The organism is Enterobacter cloacae complex sp. P17RS, assembly GCF_014895885.1.
GTDB classification, from domain to species: domain Bacteria; phylum Pseudomonadota; class Gammaproteobacteria; order Enterobacterales; family Enterobacteriaceae; genus Enterobacter; species Enterobacter bugandensis.
This window is the reverse complement of sequence record NZ_JADBQK010000007.1, coordinates 20,570-35,368: the sequence shown is the minus strand read 5'-3', so window position 1 is coordinate 35,368 and position 14,799 is coordinate 20,570. Positions and strand designations below refer to the sequence as shown.

The 14,799-nt window shown below is 56.8% G+C and carries 15 protein-coding genes; 7 read left to right on the top strand and 8 right to left on the bottom strand.

Going from position 1 to position 14,799, the window contains the following annotated elements; genetic code table 11:
- Positions 1–79: 79 nt before the first annotated feature.
- From IM265_RS07740 to IM265_RS07725, 4 genes are all read right to left on the bottom strand, one after another.
- Positions 80–691: a response regulator transcription factor gene (locus tag IM265_RS07740; RefSeq protein WP_047368399.1), complete on the bottom strand. Its 612-nt coding sequence runs from the start codon at positions 689–691 to the stop codon at positions 80–82.
- Positions 684–1,994 (bottom strand): sensor histidine kinase, encoded by a 1,311-nt coding sequence (locus tag IM265_RS07735; protein ID WP_226839365.1) that lies wholly within the window; start codon positions 1,992–1,994, stop codon positions 684–686. The genes IM265_RS07740 and IM265_RS07735 overlap by 8 nt, the downstream gene beginning before the upstream one ends.
- A gap of 91 nt (positions 1,995–2,085) precedes the next feature.
- Positions 2,086–3,492, bottom strand: coding sequence for a DUF1996 domain-containing protein (locus IM265_RS07730; RefSeq protein WP_049000829.1), 1,407 nt, complete (start codon positions 3,490–3,492; stop codon positions 2,086–2,088).
- Positions 3,493–3,636: 144 nt separating this feature from the next.
- The gene (locus tag IM265_RS07725; protein WP_032644868.1) at positions 3,637–3,804 is read right to left on the bottom strand and encodes a hypothetical protein; all 168 of its coding nucleotides are present in this window, start codon (positions 3,802–3,804) and stop codon (positions 3,637–3,639) included.
- Between the two features lie 241 nt (positions 3,805–4,045).
- Here IM265_RS07725 and IM265_RS07720 point away from each other — a divergent pair, with 241 nt between their 5' ends.
- The 4 genes from IM265_RS07720 to IM265_RS07705 are packed head-to-tail and all read left to right on the top strand — an operon-like array spanning position 4,046 to position 7,110.
- A complete protein-coding gene (locus IM265_RS07720; protein ID WP_071993779.1) occupies positions 4,046–4,876 on the top strand; it encodes an ABC transporter substrate-binding protein in 831 nt (276 codons plus the stop codon).
- Between the two features lie 2 nt (positions 4,877–4,878).
- Positions 4,879–5,694 carry an amino acid ABC transporter ATP-binding protein gene (locus tag IM265_RS07715; protein WP_069732389.1) on the top strand — a complete coding sequence of 272 codons (816 nt, stop codon included), beginning with the start codon at positions 4,879–4,881 and terminating at the stop codon, positions 5,692–5,694.
- Positions 5,694–6,440, top strand: coding sequence for an amino acid ABC transporter permease (locus IM265_RS07710; protein ID WP_193031236.1), 747 nt, complete (start codon positions 5,694–5,696; stop codon positions 6,438–6,440). The genes IM265_RS07715 and IM265_RS07710 overlap by 1 nt, the downstream gene beginning before the upstream one ends.
- Complete coding sequence (locus tag IM265_RS07705) at positions 6,424–7,110, top strand: amino acid ABC transporter permease (RefSeq protein WP_193031234.1); 687 nt, start codon at positions 6,424–6,426, stop codon at positions 7,108–7,110. Before IM265_RS07710 ends, IM265_RS07705 begins: the two co-directional genes overlap by 17 nt.
- Here the strand turns inward: IM265_RS07705 and fumD are convergent.
- The 4 genes from fumD to IM265_RS07685 all read right to left on the bottom strand — a co-directional run bounded on the left by fumD (position 7,091) and on the right by IM265_RS07685 (position 9,930).
- Positions 7,091–7,300, bottom strand: a complete 210-nt coding sequence (gene fumD / locus IM265_RS07700) for a fumarate hydratase FumD (RefSeq protein ID WP_028012876.1) — start codon at positions 7,298–7,300, stop codon at positions 7,091–7,093. The two genes, IM265_RS07705 and fumD, sit on opposite strands and share 20 nt — an antisense overlap.
- A 110-nt stretch (positions 7,301–7,410) precedes the next feature.
- Positions 7,411–8,223 carry a MetQ/NlpA family ABC transporter substrate-binding protein gene (locus IM265_RS07695; RefSeq protein WP_028012875.1) on the bottom strand — a complete coding sequence of 271 codons (813 nt, stop codon included), beginning with the start codon at positions 8,221–8,223 and terminating at the stop codon, positions 7,411–7,413.
- Between the two features lie 23 nt (positions 8,224–8,246).
- Positions 8,247–8,915: a methionine ABC transporter permease gene (locus IM265_RS07690; RefSeq protein WP_049138910.1), complete on the bottom strand. Its 669-nt coding sequence runs from the start codon at positions 8,913–8,915 to the stop codon at positions 8,247–8,249.
- Positions 8,908–9,930: a methionine ABC transporter ATP-binding protein gene (locus tag IM265_RS07685; protein ID WP_192978988.1), complete on the bottom strand. Its 1,023-nt coding sequence runs from the start codon at positions 9,928–9,930 to the stop codon at positions 8,908–8,910. Before IM265_RS07685 ends, IM265_RS07690 begins: the two co-directional genes overlap by 8 nt.
- A gap of 400 nt (positions 9,931–10,330) precedes the next feature.
- Between IM265_RS07685 and IM265_RS07680 the strand changes: the two genes are divergently transcribed.
- The 3 genes from IM265_RS07680 (at position 10,331) to pykF (ending at position 14,648) form a co-directional block, all read left to right on the top strand.
- Positions 10,331–11,701: a cystathionine beta-synthase gene (locus tag IM265_RS07680; RefSeq protein WP_193031233.1), complete on the top strand. Its 1,371-nt coding sequence runs from the start codon at positions 10,331–10,333 to the stop codon at positions 11,699–11,701.
- Positions 11,702–11,712: 11 nt separating this feature from the next.
- Positions 11,713–12,858: a PLP-dependent aspartate aminotransferase family protein gene (locus IM265_RS07675; protein ID WP_193031230.1), complete on the top strand. Its 1,146-nt coding sequence runs from the start codon at positions 11,713–11,715 to the stop codon at positions 12,856–12,858.
- Between the two features lie 377 nt (positions 12,859–13,235).
- Positions 13,236–14,648: a pyruvate kinase PykF gene (gene pykF / locus IM265_RS07670; protein WP_014883536.1), complete on the top strand. Its 1,413-nt coding sequence runs from the start codon at positions 13,236–13,238 to the stop codon at positions 14,646–14,648.
- The last annotated feature ends 151 nt before the right edge of the window (positions 14,649–14,799 follow it).

Here is a 14,799-nt window from a genome sequence, read left to right as displayed (position 1 = left end):
GCGTGTTGTTAGACATCCCGGAGGTTACTTAACGGCGCGATGAAACGTAATTCGGTTGATTACGCACTCCACCTGGTAGTTATACGGATTGCAATTTGTCGTACGCCCGGCTCGCCTGTACCAGACTGGTGACGCCGAGCTTGGCAAACGCCGCCGCACGGTGCGCTTCCACGGTTCTCGGGGAAAGATTCAGGCGTGCTGCCACCTCTTTATTACTGCACCCTTCCATCAGTACGGTCAGTACCTCGTGCTCCCGCGCGGTTAGCTGTTCAAAGCGTGCTTTGATCTGCGAAATATCCTGCCAGGCGGCAGACCGTCGCTGACTCTCCTCAAAGGCCAGCCCAACCGTTTCGATGAGTTTATCGGCGTCTAACGGCTTGGTGAAAAACTCAAATACGCCGTTGCGAAACGCGCGACGGCAGGCGTCGATCGTTCCGTGTCCGGTCATGACAACGACCGGCAGCAGCGGCCACGGCCATTCGCCCTCTTCCAGCCACGCCAGCCCGCCTTTACCCGGCATGCGCATATCCAGCAGCAGACAGCCGACAAGCGCCGATTCACCGCTCTGCGCCTGAGTAAAAGCCTCGACGCTCGCAAACGTCTTAACCTGCCAGCCCATCCCCGACAGTAAAAACGACAGGGATTCTCTGATGGACTCGTCGTCATCAATGAGCCAGACCACCTTATCCATGTTTTAACTCCTTTCCTGATGCCAGCTGCAAGCGGATCTGCGCCCCACCCTGCGGGGCATTGCCCAGGGCGATCGAGCCGTTCATGCGCGTCATCAGCGTTTCCGTTAACGTCATTCCCAGCCCAATTCCGCCGGGGCGTCCGCTGAAGAATGGCATAAATGCGTTCTGCAGGGCATCCGGGCTAAACCCGGGCCCGCCGTCGGTCAGGGTAACCAGAATGCCCTTCTCATTTTTCTGACTGTCGATTCGCACCCAGCCGTCCGCGCTCTCCTGCTGCGCCTGAATCGCATTACTGAGCAGATTATGCAGGATCTGCTCCAGCCAGAGTCGGTCCGCCATCACGGTCGTAGCATCCACAGCAAACGCATGGATAACCGCGATACGCCGGGATTTACGCTCGTGCTCCAGTAAATTCTCCACCTGCTGCCAGCACTGCACCAGATCGGTTTCGCGCAGGGTCACCTTTTCCTGTACCACATGCTCGCGAAATCGGGTCAGCAAGGCGCTTATACGCTGCGTTTGCAGCAGCGCGGCCGCGAGCGCCTGCGACACGGCCTGCGGATTATCCTGCTGCTGTCGCTGCGCCCCCTGGATCCAGGTTTGCACGGCGGTCAGCGGCTGGTTGATTTCATGGACAATGCCCGCGGTGATCTCTCCCAGCGTGTTAAGCCTGGCGTGCTGATAATAGAGCGCACGCTGTTCGGCCTGCTGGCGCTGTTTGCGCTGCCAGAGCACGGTTCCTGCGCCCGCAATCACTATCCCCCACGTCAGAAACAGCAGCGGATACGCCAGCCAGGAGACCCTGAACCAGTCCGGATCTGCCGCGGCAGTGAGAATAAAGGGCTGAGTATGCTGCGGGAAGGTGCGCTGCCAGTGCCAGAAAGCGCCCGTTGACCGCGGACGATCGTCATTCGAAAGGTTCAGATGCAGCTCAGCAAAGCTATGGCTCGGCGCAAGCAGCGCGCTTAAATCGATCAGGATGCGGATCTGCCGCCACGGGTTGTATAGCCAGTACTGAACGCCGCGAAAAGACTCCACGCGGGCGGCGTCCAGCGCGCGACCGGTGGTTTTTTCCAGAGCCTTAATGTGGGGGAATTTTTTGCGTAACGCGGTGAGGTCTTCATCGCCGGTCAGAAGCGGAAGTACCGACTCGTTTTGCGTCAGCACGGCGCCGATCCCCGAATACAGCGCCGTAAACTCGCGATCGCGCTCCCAGAACTGGCGGCGTATCTGTTCCGCATACAGCAGCACGCCGCTTATCAGGCAGACCACCACCCACGCAGCGATGCTGCGCTTTATCATCTTTTTTATGCTCATCGCGTTAACTGGCCCGTCATTCAGGCTGTCGACATTACCAGTTAACGTTGATGAGAACAAAAAAACGCGGGCGTAATCAGATCTCCGGCGTTTTGCTAAAGCCGGTCAGCATCAGGATCAGGCTTTGCGGGGAAGACGCCGTCTCAAACTGGTAGTGATTTCCCTGACGATCGCCGCCGATGTACCACGAAATCTCGGTTTTCCCTTCTGCCAGCGCCTTGCGCACCGCCTTATCCACGTCCACCATCCGGTATTCGCGGGAGTGGTTAAGGTAAAGCACCGCATCCGAGCGGTAGTTACAGGCTGGCCGCGACTGCCAGCTCACGCTGGCCGGATCCCAGTCGTTGCTTGCCGGATAGAAGAAAATTTGATCCGCGCCGTTGGTTTCCACTTTCCCGCCATAAATCCGCACGCGGTATTTAAACTGCGAAGGATCCTGTCCGGCAGGCAGCGGGGGAATGTGAAACTTCACCAGCGACAGCGTTTCGCTGTTTTTGGTGCGCCCGCCGTTCTGCCAGTTATCCTGCACCAGCAGGACCTGGGGCTCTGGCTGGGTAAGCGCGGGCTCCAGGCTGCTGAGCCAGACGCTGGCCTTCGCTTTTGAATAACCATACGGAACGGTGGTGCCGCAGTCCAGACCGCGGTTCATGCACAGATCGGTCATAAAGCGCGCGGCGTCTTCCGTCCAGCCGTTCATAAAATCAGCATGCGCCGTATACAGGCTCCCCCACCGCTCTTCACGCTCGTTGCCGTGCATGATGGGATCGAGGGAAAGCTGCGCTTTGCTGGTATCGAGCGAGCTAATCGTCGGGAGCACGTACGCAATGTTCATGTTCACAGTGGGAATTTTCACCGGGAAGTCGGACGGGCACTGCCCTTTGGTGTCGTAGGTGGCGTTGGCCAGACCGTGAGCGGGCTTAAGATTTACCCCGTCCCAGCAGTTCGGAAACTGAATGCCGATATTAAACTGCACGGCATCGTTCGCCTTGCGTAAGCCGCAGACCTCACCCGTTTTGGTGGTGTAGCCCTTGCCGTTAGCGCACAGGAAGGTGATATGTGGATTCGGCGCGGTGCCGTGATGATCGCCCGCCAGCAGCGACAGCCCCGCCGGGAACGGGTGCAGCGGCCAGGTGTCGACGTTCGATGCCTGATAATAGGTTTTTTGATAGGCGGGTTTGACCACCGTTCCGTCAGGCAATTTCAGAGAGGGTGCCCAGTAGGCCGAGCTGTCTGCTTTGTTATCGCAGGTGGTCTTTTCATCTTTACGCAGCGATTCACGGCTGGAGAAGGCATCCGTTTGCACGTTGCCAAAAAAATCGTGCAGCATGGCCTCGTTGGGCATGCCGTGCATCATAATGGCATCGTCGCCGAGCGTGTGGGAGTAACCGCAGACGACGTGCGCCTGTGGCGCAGCGTGCGCCGCCTGCATGGCAATCAGTAGTGCGGTGGCAGAAAGTGCCGGGGTTAATACTGTCCGTTTCATTATCATCTCCTTCTGAGAAAGGAGATATTGGTATCAAAACGGCCAGGGTTTACCGAGGATTTGCCCGCCTATTTTTCCGTTCATCCCTGCTTTACACGGATCACGCACAGCTCATTCCAGTACGTTTCGCGCGTGCGGCGAAGTTCAGCGTGACGTTTTATCATGGAACCACTCCGGGTCGATGTTAGCGACGTCCACGCCATACAGGCTGGCAACAGGCAGTATTGACTCCAGAACACGCTGCGCGCTGTTCTCCGCATTCGCTGGCCGGGTCGCAAAAAACCGCCGTAGCGTGCCGATCCATTTTTTCATTGCCTTTACCCCTCTCGCTTCACCAGCCCTGAGTTAAGCACGCGTTTCCTGGCCGCGGAAATATCAATTCCGGCAGTCAATGTGCAGGAAGTGCAAATAGCTCCTTACATTTACCTGCCGGTAACACACTGTTCACTAATGCTTTTTTGTATAGAGCAAAGAACATTTTCTTATTTGGCGATAGCTTTTGCTTATGGGAGCGTAACGGTGCAAAACAAAAACAACGGGACGAACGATGACTATGGCAGCAAAGATGAAAAGGTTTAAAAAAGGGACGGCAGTTCTGGGACTACTGGCCGCCGGGAGCCTGTTTTCAGCGCAGGCGCTGGCCGATCGGCTGGAAGATATTAAGGCCGCGGGGGTGGTGAAAGTCGCCACGTTTGACGCCAACCCACCGTTTGGCTCAATTGATGCAAAAACGCACGAGATCGTGGGTTACGACGTGGACTTTGCCAAAGCACTGGCAAAATCACTCGGCGTGAAGCTTGAACTGGTTGCCACCAATCCGGCCAACCGCATTCCGCTGCTTCAGTCCGGTAAAGCAGATCTGATCGTAGCGGATATCACCATCACCCCGGAACGCGCGCAGGTGATTGATTTCTCCACCCCCTATTTCGTGACCGGACAACAGTTCCTGGTTCCCGCCAAATCGCCCGATAAGCTGGATGAATACAGCCGGGCGCGCATTGGCGCGGTCAAAGGCACCACGGGTGAACAGGCGCTCCACCAGCGTTTCCCGCAGTCCCGCGTGCTGGCTTATGACGACATTCCTCTGGCGCTGACGGCGCTGCGCAACGGCAACGTACAGGCCATTACCCAGGACAGCACAATTCTTGCAGGCCTGCTGGCACAGGCCCCGGATAAAGCGAACTTTAAAATCCTGCCCGATCTGCTCAGTAAAGAAGAAATTGGCGTCGGGGTGAAGAAAGGTGAAACAGCGCTGCTGAAAGCCGTCAACGATGAGCTGGTTAATCTCGAGAAGAACGGTCAGGCGGCAAAGATCTATGACGTCTGGTTTGGCCCAAACACGCCCGCTCCACAGCCTCGCGCCTTTAAAATAGAAGCCAGGTAATTATGCTCTCAGGTTTATTTTCCCACTCCGCGGCCGGTGCCGCGGATTTTTCACATCTGGAACAGGCCAGCGTTGAGTTTCGTCACGTGGACAAACGCTACGGCGACCATCAGGTTTTACGCGACATTAACCTTACCATCACGCCCGGTGAAGTGGTTGCTATTCTCGGCCCTTCCGGTTCGGGTAAATCAACGCTGATCCGTCTTATCAATCAGCTTGAAACCCTGAGCGGCGGGGAAATCCTGGTCGACAGCAAGCCGACCGGGCAGCTTTCCGGCAGCAGGCTGCGTCAGCTGCGCAGCCGCGTTGGATTTGTGTTTCAGCAGTTCAATCTGTATGCCCACCTCACCGCCAGCCAGAACATCACCCTGGCGCTGGAGCATGTGCACGGCTGGAAGCCAAAGCCAGCTCAGGAGCGCGCGCTGGCGCTGCTGGAGAAGGTCGGAATGCAGGAAAAGGCTCACCACTTCCCCGCGGAGCTTTCCGGCGGCCAGCAGCAGCGCGTGGCGATTGCCCGCGCCCTGGCCTCGTCACCGCAGATCATCCTCTTCGACGAGCCGACGTCGGCGCTCGATCCGGAGATGATTGGCGAAGTGTTATTCGTCATGAAAGCCCTTGCCCATAGCGGGATCACCATGATTGTCGTGACTCATGAGATGCAGTTCGCCCGGGAAATTGCCGACCGGATTGTCTTTATCGACGGCGGGCAGATTCTTGAAACCGCGCCGCCGGGGCAATTTTTCCGTCAACCGTCGCATCCCCGGGCGCAGCGTTTCCTGCAAAAAGTGCTGAACCCGCTGCACCAGGAGCACCTCTGATGCCCGCCCTCGACTGGCAGGGCGTGCTGGCCGGACAGCCTCTGCAGTGGATAATCTCCGGATTTCTCACCACCCTGTGGGTGACGCTGGCGGGGGGCCTGATCGCCAGCCTGCTTGCACCGACCTTTTTGCTCCTGCGTCTTTCCGGTGGACGCATCGGGAATGCGGTCGTCAGCGGCTGGGTATCGCTGTTTCGCAATACGCCGCTGTTGGTGCAGCTGCTGTTCTGGTATTTCGCCGCCTGGAACGGATTACCGCAGGGCTTTCGAGACGCGGTGAATGCGGATCACAGCTGGTCAATTCTGCCCGGCGACGTCTGGTGGTTTACCCCTGAGTTTTTATGTTCTGCCTGGGGGTTGGGCGTTTTTACCTCGGCATTTTTAATTGAGGAAGCGGCATCGGGACTGCGTTCTGTTCCTGCCGGACAGCAGGAAGCGGCGCTGGCGCAAGGGTTCTCGTCGTGGCGTTTATTTCGCTACATCCTTCTGCCGCAGGGGCTCGCCAACGCCTGGCAACCCGTTGTCGGCCAGTACCTCAATTTGATGAAGCTCTCCTCGCTCGCCAGCGGGATTGGCTTCGCTGAGCTAACCTACCAGGTCCGGCAGATTGAAAGTTACAACGCCCACGCCATGGAGGCGTTTATCGTCGGTACGGTGCTCTATTTGCTTACCGGCATTGTCATGGGGATGGTGCTGGTGCGCGTCGGTCCGCATTCAGGGAGGAAAAAAGATGGTTGCAGGATTTAACGTTATTGTCGAAAACCAGGATTATCTGCTGTGGGGACGAACGGCAGCGGGTGAACCCGGCGGCGTACTGCTTTCGCTGCTGATGGCCGCAGGGGCCGCCCTGCTTGCGCTTCCCGGCGGCGTGGCGCTGGCGTGCCTCGCCTGGCGCTATCCTGGGCTGGTGCGCAGGGGGCTTTTTCTGTGGGCAGAGTTGATTCGCGGTATTCCCCTGATTTTTGTGATTTTCTGGATGTGGTACCTATTGCCGCTGATCACCGGCGGGGATCTGCCGGGGGCGCTGACCGTGACGCTGGCGCTGGCCTGGTTTACGGCGGCATCGGTGATGCATTCGGTTTTTGCCGGGCTCAGGGCGCTCCCTGCGGGTCAAAACGAGGCCGCGCTGTCTCAGGGGTTCAGCACGCAGCAAACACTGTGGCGCGTGCTGCTGCCGCAGACGCTGAGAAATATTTTGCCGTCGCTGGTGGGAATTTTTATCAGCCTGCTGAAGGATACGTCGCTGGCATTCATCGTCAACGTCCCGGAGCTAACCACGGTGGCGGGACAGGTCAACAACCGGGTGCAAATCTACCCGGCGGCCATCTTTATCTTTACGGGTGCGGTCTATTACCTGCTCTGCTGCTCGCTTGAACAGGTCGCGAAACGCTGGCGCGTTAGCCGGCCAGCGCCTTAACCACCGTTTCCATCGCTTCGGTTGTCAGTGCGCTGCGCTTGATGCGCTGGTTCGCCAGCGCCGTGCGCAGCACGCCCGCAATGACAATATGCTTCGGCTCCTGCCCTAAATCACGCATCTCCAGCACCACCTTTCCGACCACCCGGCACATCTCCTGGTACAGCGCTTCATCTTTGGTCACGTTACCCATCGTCATCACTCCATTGCCTGTTAAACGTTGAGCTTAAATGATTCTCCCGCCGGATACAAAAAAGAAGCCCGGCGAGGATCTCGCCGGGCTTCATCTGGAAAATCAAACAATTAGTTGTTTACTGGAATGACCGCGCCTTTGTATTTGGTGCGGATCCAGTCCTGAATCTCTTTGGAGTGCAGCACGTTCACCAGCGCGACGATGTCTTTCTTTTTCTCGTCGCCACGATGCACGGTAATGATGTTGGCGTACGGGTTGTTTTCACCGCTCTCGACCGCAATCGGGTCGTGAACCGGATCCAGACCAGCGTCTATCGCATAGTTGGCGTTAATCACCACCGCGTCGCCTTCGTCGTTGTTGTACATCTGCGGCAGCAGGGACGCTTCCACGTTCGGCGTGAACTTCAGTTTTTTCGGGTTCTCAACGATATCGCTGATGCGCGCCGTCACTTTGTCGATGCCCGGCTTCAGCTTGATCACGCCCTCTTTTTCGAAGATGGAGAGAATACGGCCTTCCTCGGAAACCGCATCACGCATGATGATCTTGCCGCCTTCCGGCAGGTCCTTCAGGGATTTGTATTTTTTTGAGTAGATGCCGATTGGCTCAATGTGGATCGCGCCCGCACTGACAAAATCGTAGTCTTTATCGCCCGCATGATCTTTCAGCACGCTGTTCAGGTAAGGAATGTGCTGGAAATAGTTCGCGTCGATGTCATGACCCGCCAGCGCAGTGTTCGGCAGAATGTAGTCCTGGAACGGTTTAATCTCCAGGTCGATACCCTGCTTCGCCAGAATCGGCTTTGCCTGCTCCAGAATTTCGGCGTGCGGCGTGTTGGATGCGCCCACGGTCAGGGTGTCGGCCCAGGAGGCGAAGCTCAGGGCGCTCAGGGTTGCGGCGGCGATCAGTGTCAGTGTCTTTTTCATGATGTGGTTCCTGTGTGTATTTATTAGCGTTTATCTAACAGTGAAGTAATGACATCGCCGCAGAACTGGATAATGAAAACGATGATTAAAATGGTCACCGTTGCCACCAGCGTGACGTCACCATGGTTGCGCTGGAATCCTTCCAGATAAGCCAGATTTCCCAAACCACCGGCGCCAATCACCCCCGCCATGGCGCTGTAGCTCACCAGCGCAATCAGCGTCACCGTAATACCTGATACCAGTGCAGGTGATGATTCCGGCAGTAAAACCCGAAACACGAGCGTGCTCAGTCGTGCGCCCATCGAGCGCGTTGCTTCAATGACCCCTTTGTCCACTTCGCGCAGGGCGATCTCCACCAGACGCGCATAGAACGGCGCGGCACCGACAATCAGGGCCGGCAGCGCCGCGTTAGCGCCAAGGATGGTGCCGACGACGGTCTTGGTGAACGGGATCAGCAGAACGATGAGAATGATGAACGGAATAGAGCGGAACACGTTCACCACTATCGAAATGACGCTGTAGACCGTGCGGTTGTGGAACAAGCCACCGCGCGCGGTTAAAAACAGCGCCAGCCCCAGCACGATGCCCAGCACAAAGGTCGCCACGCCGGACAGCGCGGTCATGTACAGCGTCTCCAGCGTTGCAGCCCAGAGCTGATCCCACTTGAGATGCGGAAAGAGATTCTCAAACATGTTTAATTACCTCGCCTTCAATATCGCTGTGCTGCAGGTCGGCGAGGATATTGTTCAGTTGTTCATCGGATGCCGCCACGTGGACCCAGAGCTGCCCGAAAACACCGTGGGCGGTCTGCGTCATTTTTCCGTGCAGGATGTTAAACGGCAGGCCGTAGCGCAGGGTGAGTTCCCCGACAATCGGCTTGTGCGTGCTGTGTCCGGTAAAGGTCAGCCTGATCACCGTGCCTTCCAGATCGCTTGCCAGTTCGGTATTGAAGGTCTCTTCCTCGGCGTACTGGCTCACCTGGCGGACAAACTGCTGCGTAATCGGCTGCTGTGGATGGGTAAAGACGCTCAGCACGTCGCCCTCTTCCACCACTTTGCCGTTCTCCATCACCGCCACGCGGTCGCAGATTTTGCGCACCACGTGCATCTCGTGCGTGATCAGCACGATGGTGAGCTTGAAGCGGCGGTTAATGTCCAGCAGCAGATCGAGGATCTGATCGGTGGTCTGCGGGTCGAGCGCGGACGTAGCCTCATCGCAGAGCAGCACGTCGGGGTTGTTGGCCAGCGCGCGCGCAATCCCCACGCGCTGCTTTTGCCCGCCGCTCAGCTGCGACGGATACGCATTTTCGCGTCCCTTCAGGCCAACCAGCTCCACCAGTTCGGCGACGCGCGCCTTAATCTTCGCTTTTGGCACACCGGCAATTTGCATAGAGAAAGCAATGTTCTCACTCACCGTGCGCGACCACAGCAGGTTGAAGTGCTGAAACACCATGCTTATCTTCAGACGCGCCTGGCGCAGTGCTTCACCTTTTGCGGCGGAGATATCCTGTCCGTTAATGGTGACGCTCCCGGCGCTGGGTTTCTCCAGACCGTTCAGCAGGCGAATCAGCGTGCTTTTCCCGGCGCCGCTGTAACCGATAATGCCGTAAATCTGTCCCTGCTCTATCGTCAAATTGACGTTATCAACGGCTGTGAGTGCCACCTTTCCGTTGTCAAAAATCTTCGAAATATTGCTCAGTACAATCATTCTTATTCGTTATCCGTGCCGCCCTCGGCGGTTTAGCAGTATGGATGTCCAAACGATAGTAAACAGGCGTTATCAGCTTTTAAATGAACAAAAAAGAATGTGTTATAACTTTCGGAAATAAACAGCGGATTTACCGGGTGGGAAGCATTTAGACCAATTTCAGCAATGATTATCTGCCGGATGCATATCTGCTGGCGGACGCGCGCAAAAAACGGTCATTTTTGCAGCATTTTATCCCGATATAGCCATCCCCACATCCAGACAACTTTACGTCTTGCTGTCCTGACATCCAAAAACGGTATTTATATTCCTTTCTGTTCTAAACGGCAGTGAATGGTTCTTTATTGAGAAAATTTCACCGCCCTATCATCCCGTCATGACATACCGAAAGGAAAACATCATGACGATTTACCACTCTGTCACCGAACTGATTGGCCGCACGCCGCTGATCCAGCTGCATAAGCTTGATACCGGTCCCTGCTCACTGTTTCTGAAGCTGGAGAACCAGAACCCCGGCGGCTCGATTAAAGACCGCGTTGCGCTGTCGATGATTAACGAAGCGGAGCGTACCGGCCAGCTGCAGCCGGGCGGCACGATTATTGAGGCCACGGCGGGCAATACCGGCCTCGGCCTGGCGCTGATCGCCGCCCAGAAAGGCTACTCGCTGATCCTCGTAGTGCCTGACAAAATGAGCCGCGAGAAGATTTTCCACCTGCGCGCGCTGGGTGCCCAGGTGGTGCTGACCCGCTCGGACGTGAATAAGGGCCACCCCGCCTATTACCAGGATTACGCCCGGCGTCTGGCTAACGAGCTGCCCGGCGCGTTTTACATCGACCAGTTTAATAACGTAGCCAACCCGCTGGCACACCGCACCACCACGGCACCGGAGCTGTACGAGCAGCTTGACGGCAGAATTGACGCCATCGTGGTCGGCGTCGGCTCAGGTGGTACGCTCGGTGGCCTGCAGGCGTGGTTCGCCGAGCACTCTCCGCACACGGAGTTTGTCCTGGCTGACCCGGCCGGATCCGTTCTCGCTGACCAGGTGGAAACCGGACGCTACCACGACGCGGGCTCCTGGCTGGTCGAAGGCATTGGCGAAGACTTTATTCCGCCGCTGGCCCACATTGAAGGGGTGAATCGCGCCTGGCGCATCACCGACCACGAAGCCTTCGCCACCGCGCGCGAGCTGCTGAAAACGGAAGGCATTCTGGCGGGCTCCTCCAGCGGCACGCTGCTGGCGGCGGCGCTGAAGTATTGCCAGGCGCAGACCACGCCGAAGCGCGTGGTGACCTTTGCCTGCGACAGCGGCAATAAGTATCTCTCGAAGATGTTTAACGACGACTGGATGCGCCAGCAGGGGCTTATCACGCGCCCTCAGGCGGGGGATCTCTCTGACTACATTGCCCTGCGCCATGATGAAGGCGCTACCGTCACCGCCGCGCCGGACGATACGCTTTCCACCGTACTGGCACGCATGCGTCTGTATGACATCTCTCAGCTGCCGGTCCTGGAGAACGGCAAGGTGGTGGGCATTATCGACGAGTGGGATCTGCTGCGGCATATCGGCGGCGACGGCGACCGCTTTGCCCTGCCGGTCACGGCGGCCATGACCCGTCAGGTGGAATTTCTCGATAAACGTGCCCCGGAGAGCGCCCTGCACGCCATCTTCGACCGCGGTCTGGTGGCCGTCATTAACGACAATGACCATTTTCTCGGCCTGATTACGCGCAGCGACGTCCTGACCGCGTGGCGCAATCGTCTACAGCAATAAAGGATGAAACGATGAAAAACCTGGCAACCCTGAGCGTCCACAGCGGCGCATTCAACGACCCGCACGGCGCCGTCATGCCGCCGATTTACGCCACGTCGACGTTTGCGCAACCGTCACCCGGCGAGCATACCGGCTATGAGTATTCCCGCAGCGGCAACCCAACGCGCCATGCGCTGGAAACCGCCATCGCCGAACTGGAAGGCGGCACGCGCGGCTACGCCTTTGCTTCCGGTCTGGCGGCCATCTCCACGGTGCTCGAGCTGCTGGATAAAGACAGCCATATCGTCGCCATTGATGACGTTTACGGCGGGACGTATCGCCTGATTGAAAACGTGCGCAAACGCAGTACGGGCCTGCAGGTCAGCTGGGTTAAGCCGGACGACTTAGCCGGGCTTGAGGCCGCCATTCGCCCGGAGACCCGCATGGTGTGGGTCGAAACACCGACCAACCCGCTGCTGAAGCTGGCGGATCTGGCGGCCATTGCGGCGATCGCCCGTCGTCATAACGTCATCAGCGTAGCGGATAACACCTTCGCGTCGCCGGTGATCCACCGCCCGCTGGCGTCGGGTTTCGATATCGTGGTGCACTCCGCCACCAAATACCTTAACGGGCACTCTGACGTGGTGGCCGGGCTGGCAGTGGTGGGAGATAAACCAGCGCTGGCGGACCAGCTTGGCTATCTGCAAAATGCGGTCGGTGGTGTCCTGGATCCGTTCAGCAGCTTCCTGACCCTGCGCGGTATCCGCACGCTTGCGCTGAGGGTAGAAAAGCACAGCAGCAACGCGCTGGAGATTGCGCAATGGCTGGCGCAGCATCCTCTTGTCGAAAAAGTGTTCTATCCCGGCCTGGAATCACATCCGCAGTACCAGCTTGCCCGCACCCAGATGGCGCTGCCCGGTGGCATGATTTCCGTCGTGGTAAAAGGCGATGCGCAACGCGCCAGCGAGGTGATTCGCAACCTGAAGCTGTTCACTCTTGCGGAAAGCCTGGGCGGCGTGGAGAGCCTGGTGAGCCAGCCTTACAGCATGACGCACGCCTCGATTCCGCTGGAACAACGGCTGGCAAACGGCATTGTGCCGCAGCTGATTCGTCTGTCGGTGGGCATTGAAGATCCAAAAGACCTGATTGCCGACCTCAGCCAGGCGCTGCAAAAATAAGCAAACGGCGGCAGGTCGCTCACCTGCCGCCAAAAGTTGTCATCATGGCTTAACGCCTTGATAACAATATTATGTGAAACGGCATTGATTAATTCTGAAACACCGTTTCCATTTTCCTTTTATCTTAAAATTAGCGTATAATGCGCGCCAAATCCCTGGTGAATGGTTTCAGCGCTTGGAATACAAAAAACAACGTACAACTTCTCCTCTCCTTCGTTGGGCTGTCACTCAGGCACACTTTCTTCTGCACGCTCATTTGATGTCTCCTATCCTTAGTGCGTGTCATATACTCTTTTGCAACACAGGTTTGACTCCGCGGCGGTGCGCCCCCGGAGCGAGATTTCCATATCCTTCCCAACTTAAAGACTAAGACTGTCATGAAAAAGACGAAAATTGTTTGTACTATCGGCCCGAAAACCGAATCCGAAGAGATGCTGAGCAAAATGCTGGATGCCGGCATGAACGTGATGCGTCTGAACTTTTCCCACGGTGACTACGCAGAACACGGTCAGCGTATCCAGAACTTGCGCAACGTGATGAGCAAGACCGGTAAAAAAGCGGCGATCCTGCTCGATACCAAGGGTCCGGAAATCCGTACCATCAAACTGGAAGGCGGTAACGACGTCTCTCTGAAAGCGGGCCAGACCTTCACCTTCACTACCGACAAATCCGTTGTTGGTAACAGCGAAATCGTTGCGGTCACCTATGAAGGCTTCACCAGCGATCTGTCCGTGGGTAACACTGTGCTGGTCGACGATGGTCTGATCGGTATGGAAGTCACCGCTATCGAAGGTAACAAAGTTATCTGTAAAGTGCTGAACAACGGCGACCTGGGCGAAAACAAAGGCGTTAACCTGCCGGGCGTTTCTATCGCGCTGCCAGCACTGGCGGAGAAAGACAAACAGGACCTGATCTTCGGCTGTGAGCAAGGCGTTGATTTCGTTGCGGCGTCCTTCATCCGTAAGCGTTCCGACGTGGTTGAAATTCGTGAGCACCTGAAAGCCCACGGCGGCGAGAAGATCCAGATCATCTCCAAAATCGAAAACCAGGAAGGCCTGAACAACTTCGACGAAATCCTCGAAGCGTCTGACGGCATCATGGTTGCTCGTGGCGACCTGGGCGTTGAAATCCCGGTTGAAGAAGTGATCTTCGCACAGAAGATGATGATCGAGAAATGTGTTCGCGCGCGTAAAGTGGTTATCACCGCCACGCAGATGCTGGACTCCATGATCAAAAACCCACGCCCTACCCGCGCTGAAGCAGGCGACGTGGCGAACGCCATCCTCGACGGTACCGATGCAGTAATGCTGTCCGGTGAATCCGCGAAAGGGAAATACCCTCTGGAAGCGGTCGGCATCATGGCGACCATCTGCGAACGTACTGACCGCGTGATGACCAGCCGTCTGGACTTCAACAACGACAGCCGCAAGCTGCGCATCACTGAAGCAGTATGCCGCGGTGCGGTAGAAACCGCTGAGAAACTGGAAGCGCCACTGATTGTTGTTGCGACCCAGGGCGGTAAATCTGCGCGCGCAGTGCGTAAATACTTCCCGGATGCCACCATCCTGGCCCTGACCACCAACGAAACCACCGCACGTCAGCTGGTGCTGAGCAAAGGCGTGGTTGCGCACCTGGTCAAAGAGATCGCCTCTACTGACGATTTCTACATTCAGGGTAAAGCAATGGCTCTGGAAAGCGGTCTGGCGCAGAAGGGCGACGTGGTTGTAATGGTTTCTGGTGCTCTGGTACCAAGCGGAACAACCAATACTGCCTCCGTTCACGTGCTGTAATAATTCTCGAACGAATTAAATTTGATAAAAAGCGCCCAATGGGCGCTTTTTTTATTCCCGGCATTAGCCAAATTCATTCAAAAAGCAAATCGGGTTTTTCTATTTAAATGCGATTTATCTAAGATGAATCCGATGAAAAATGCCTTTTTTT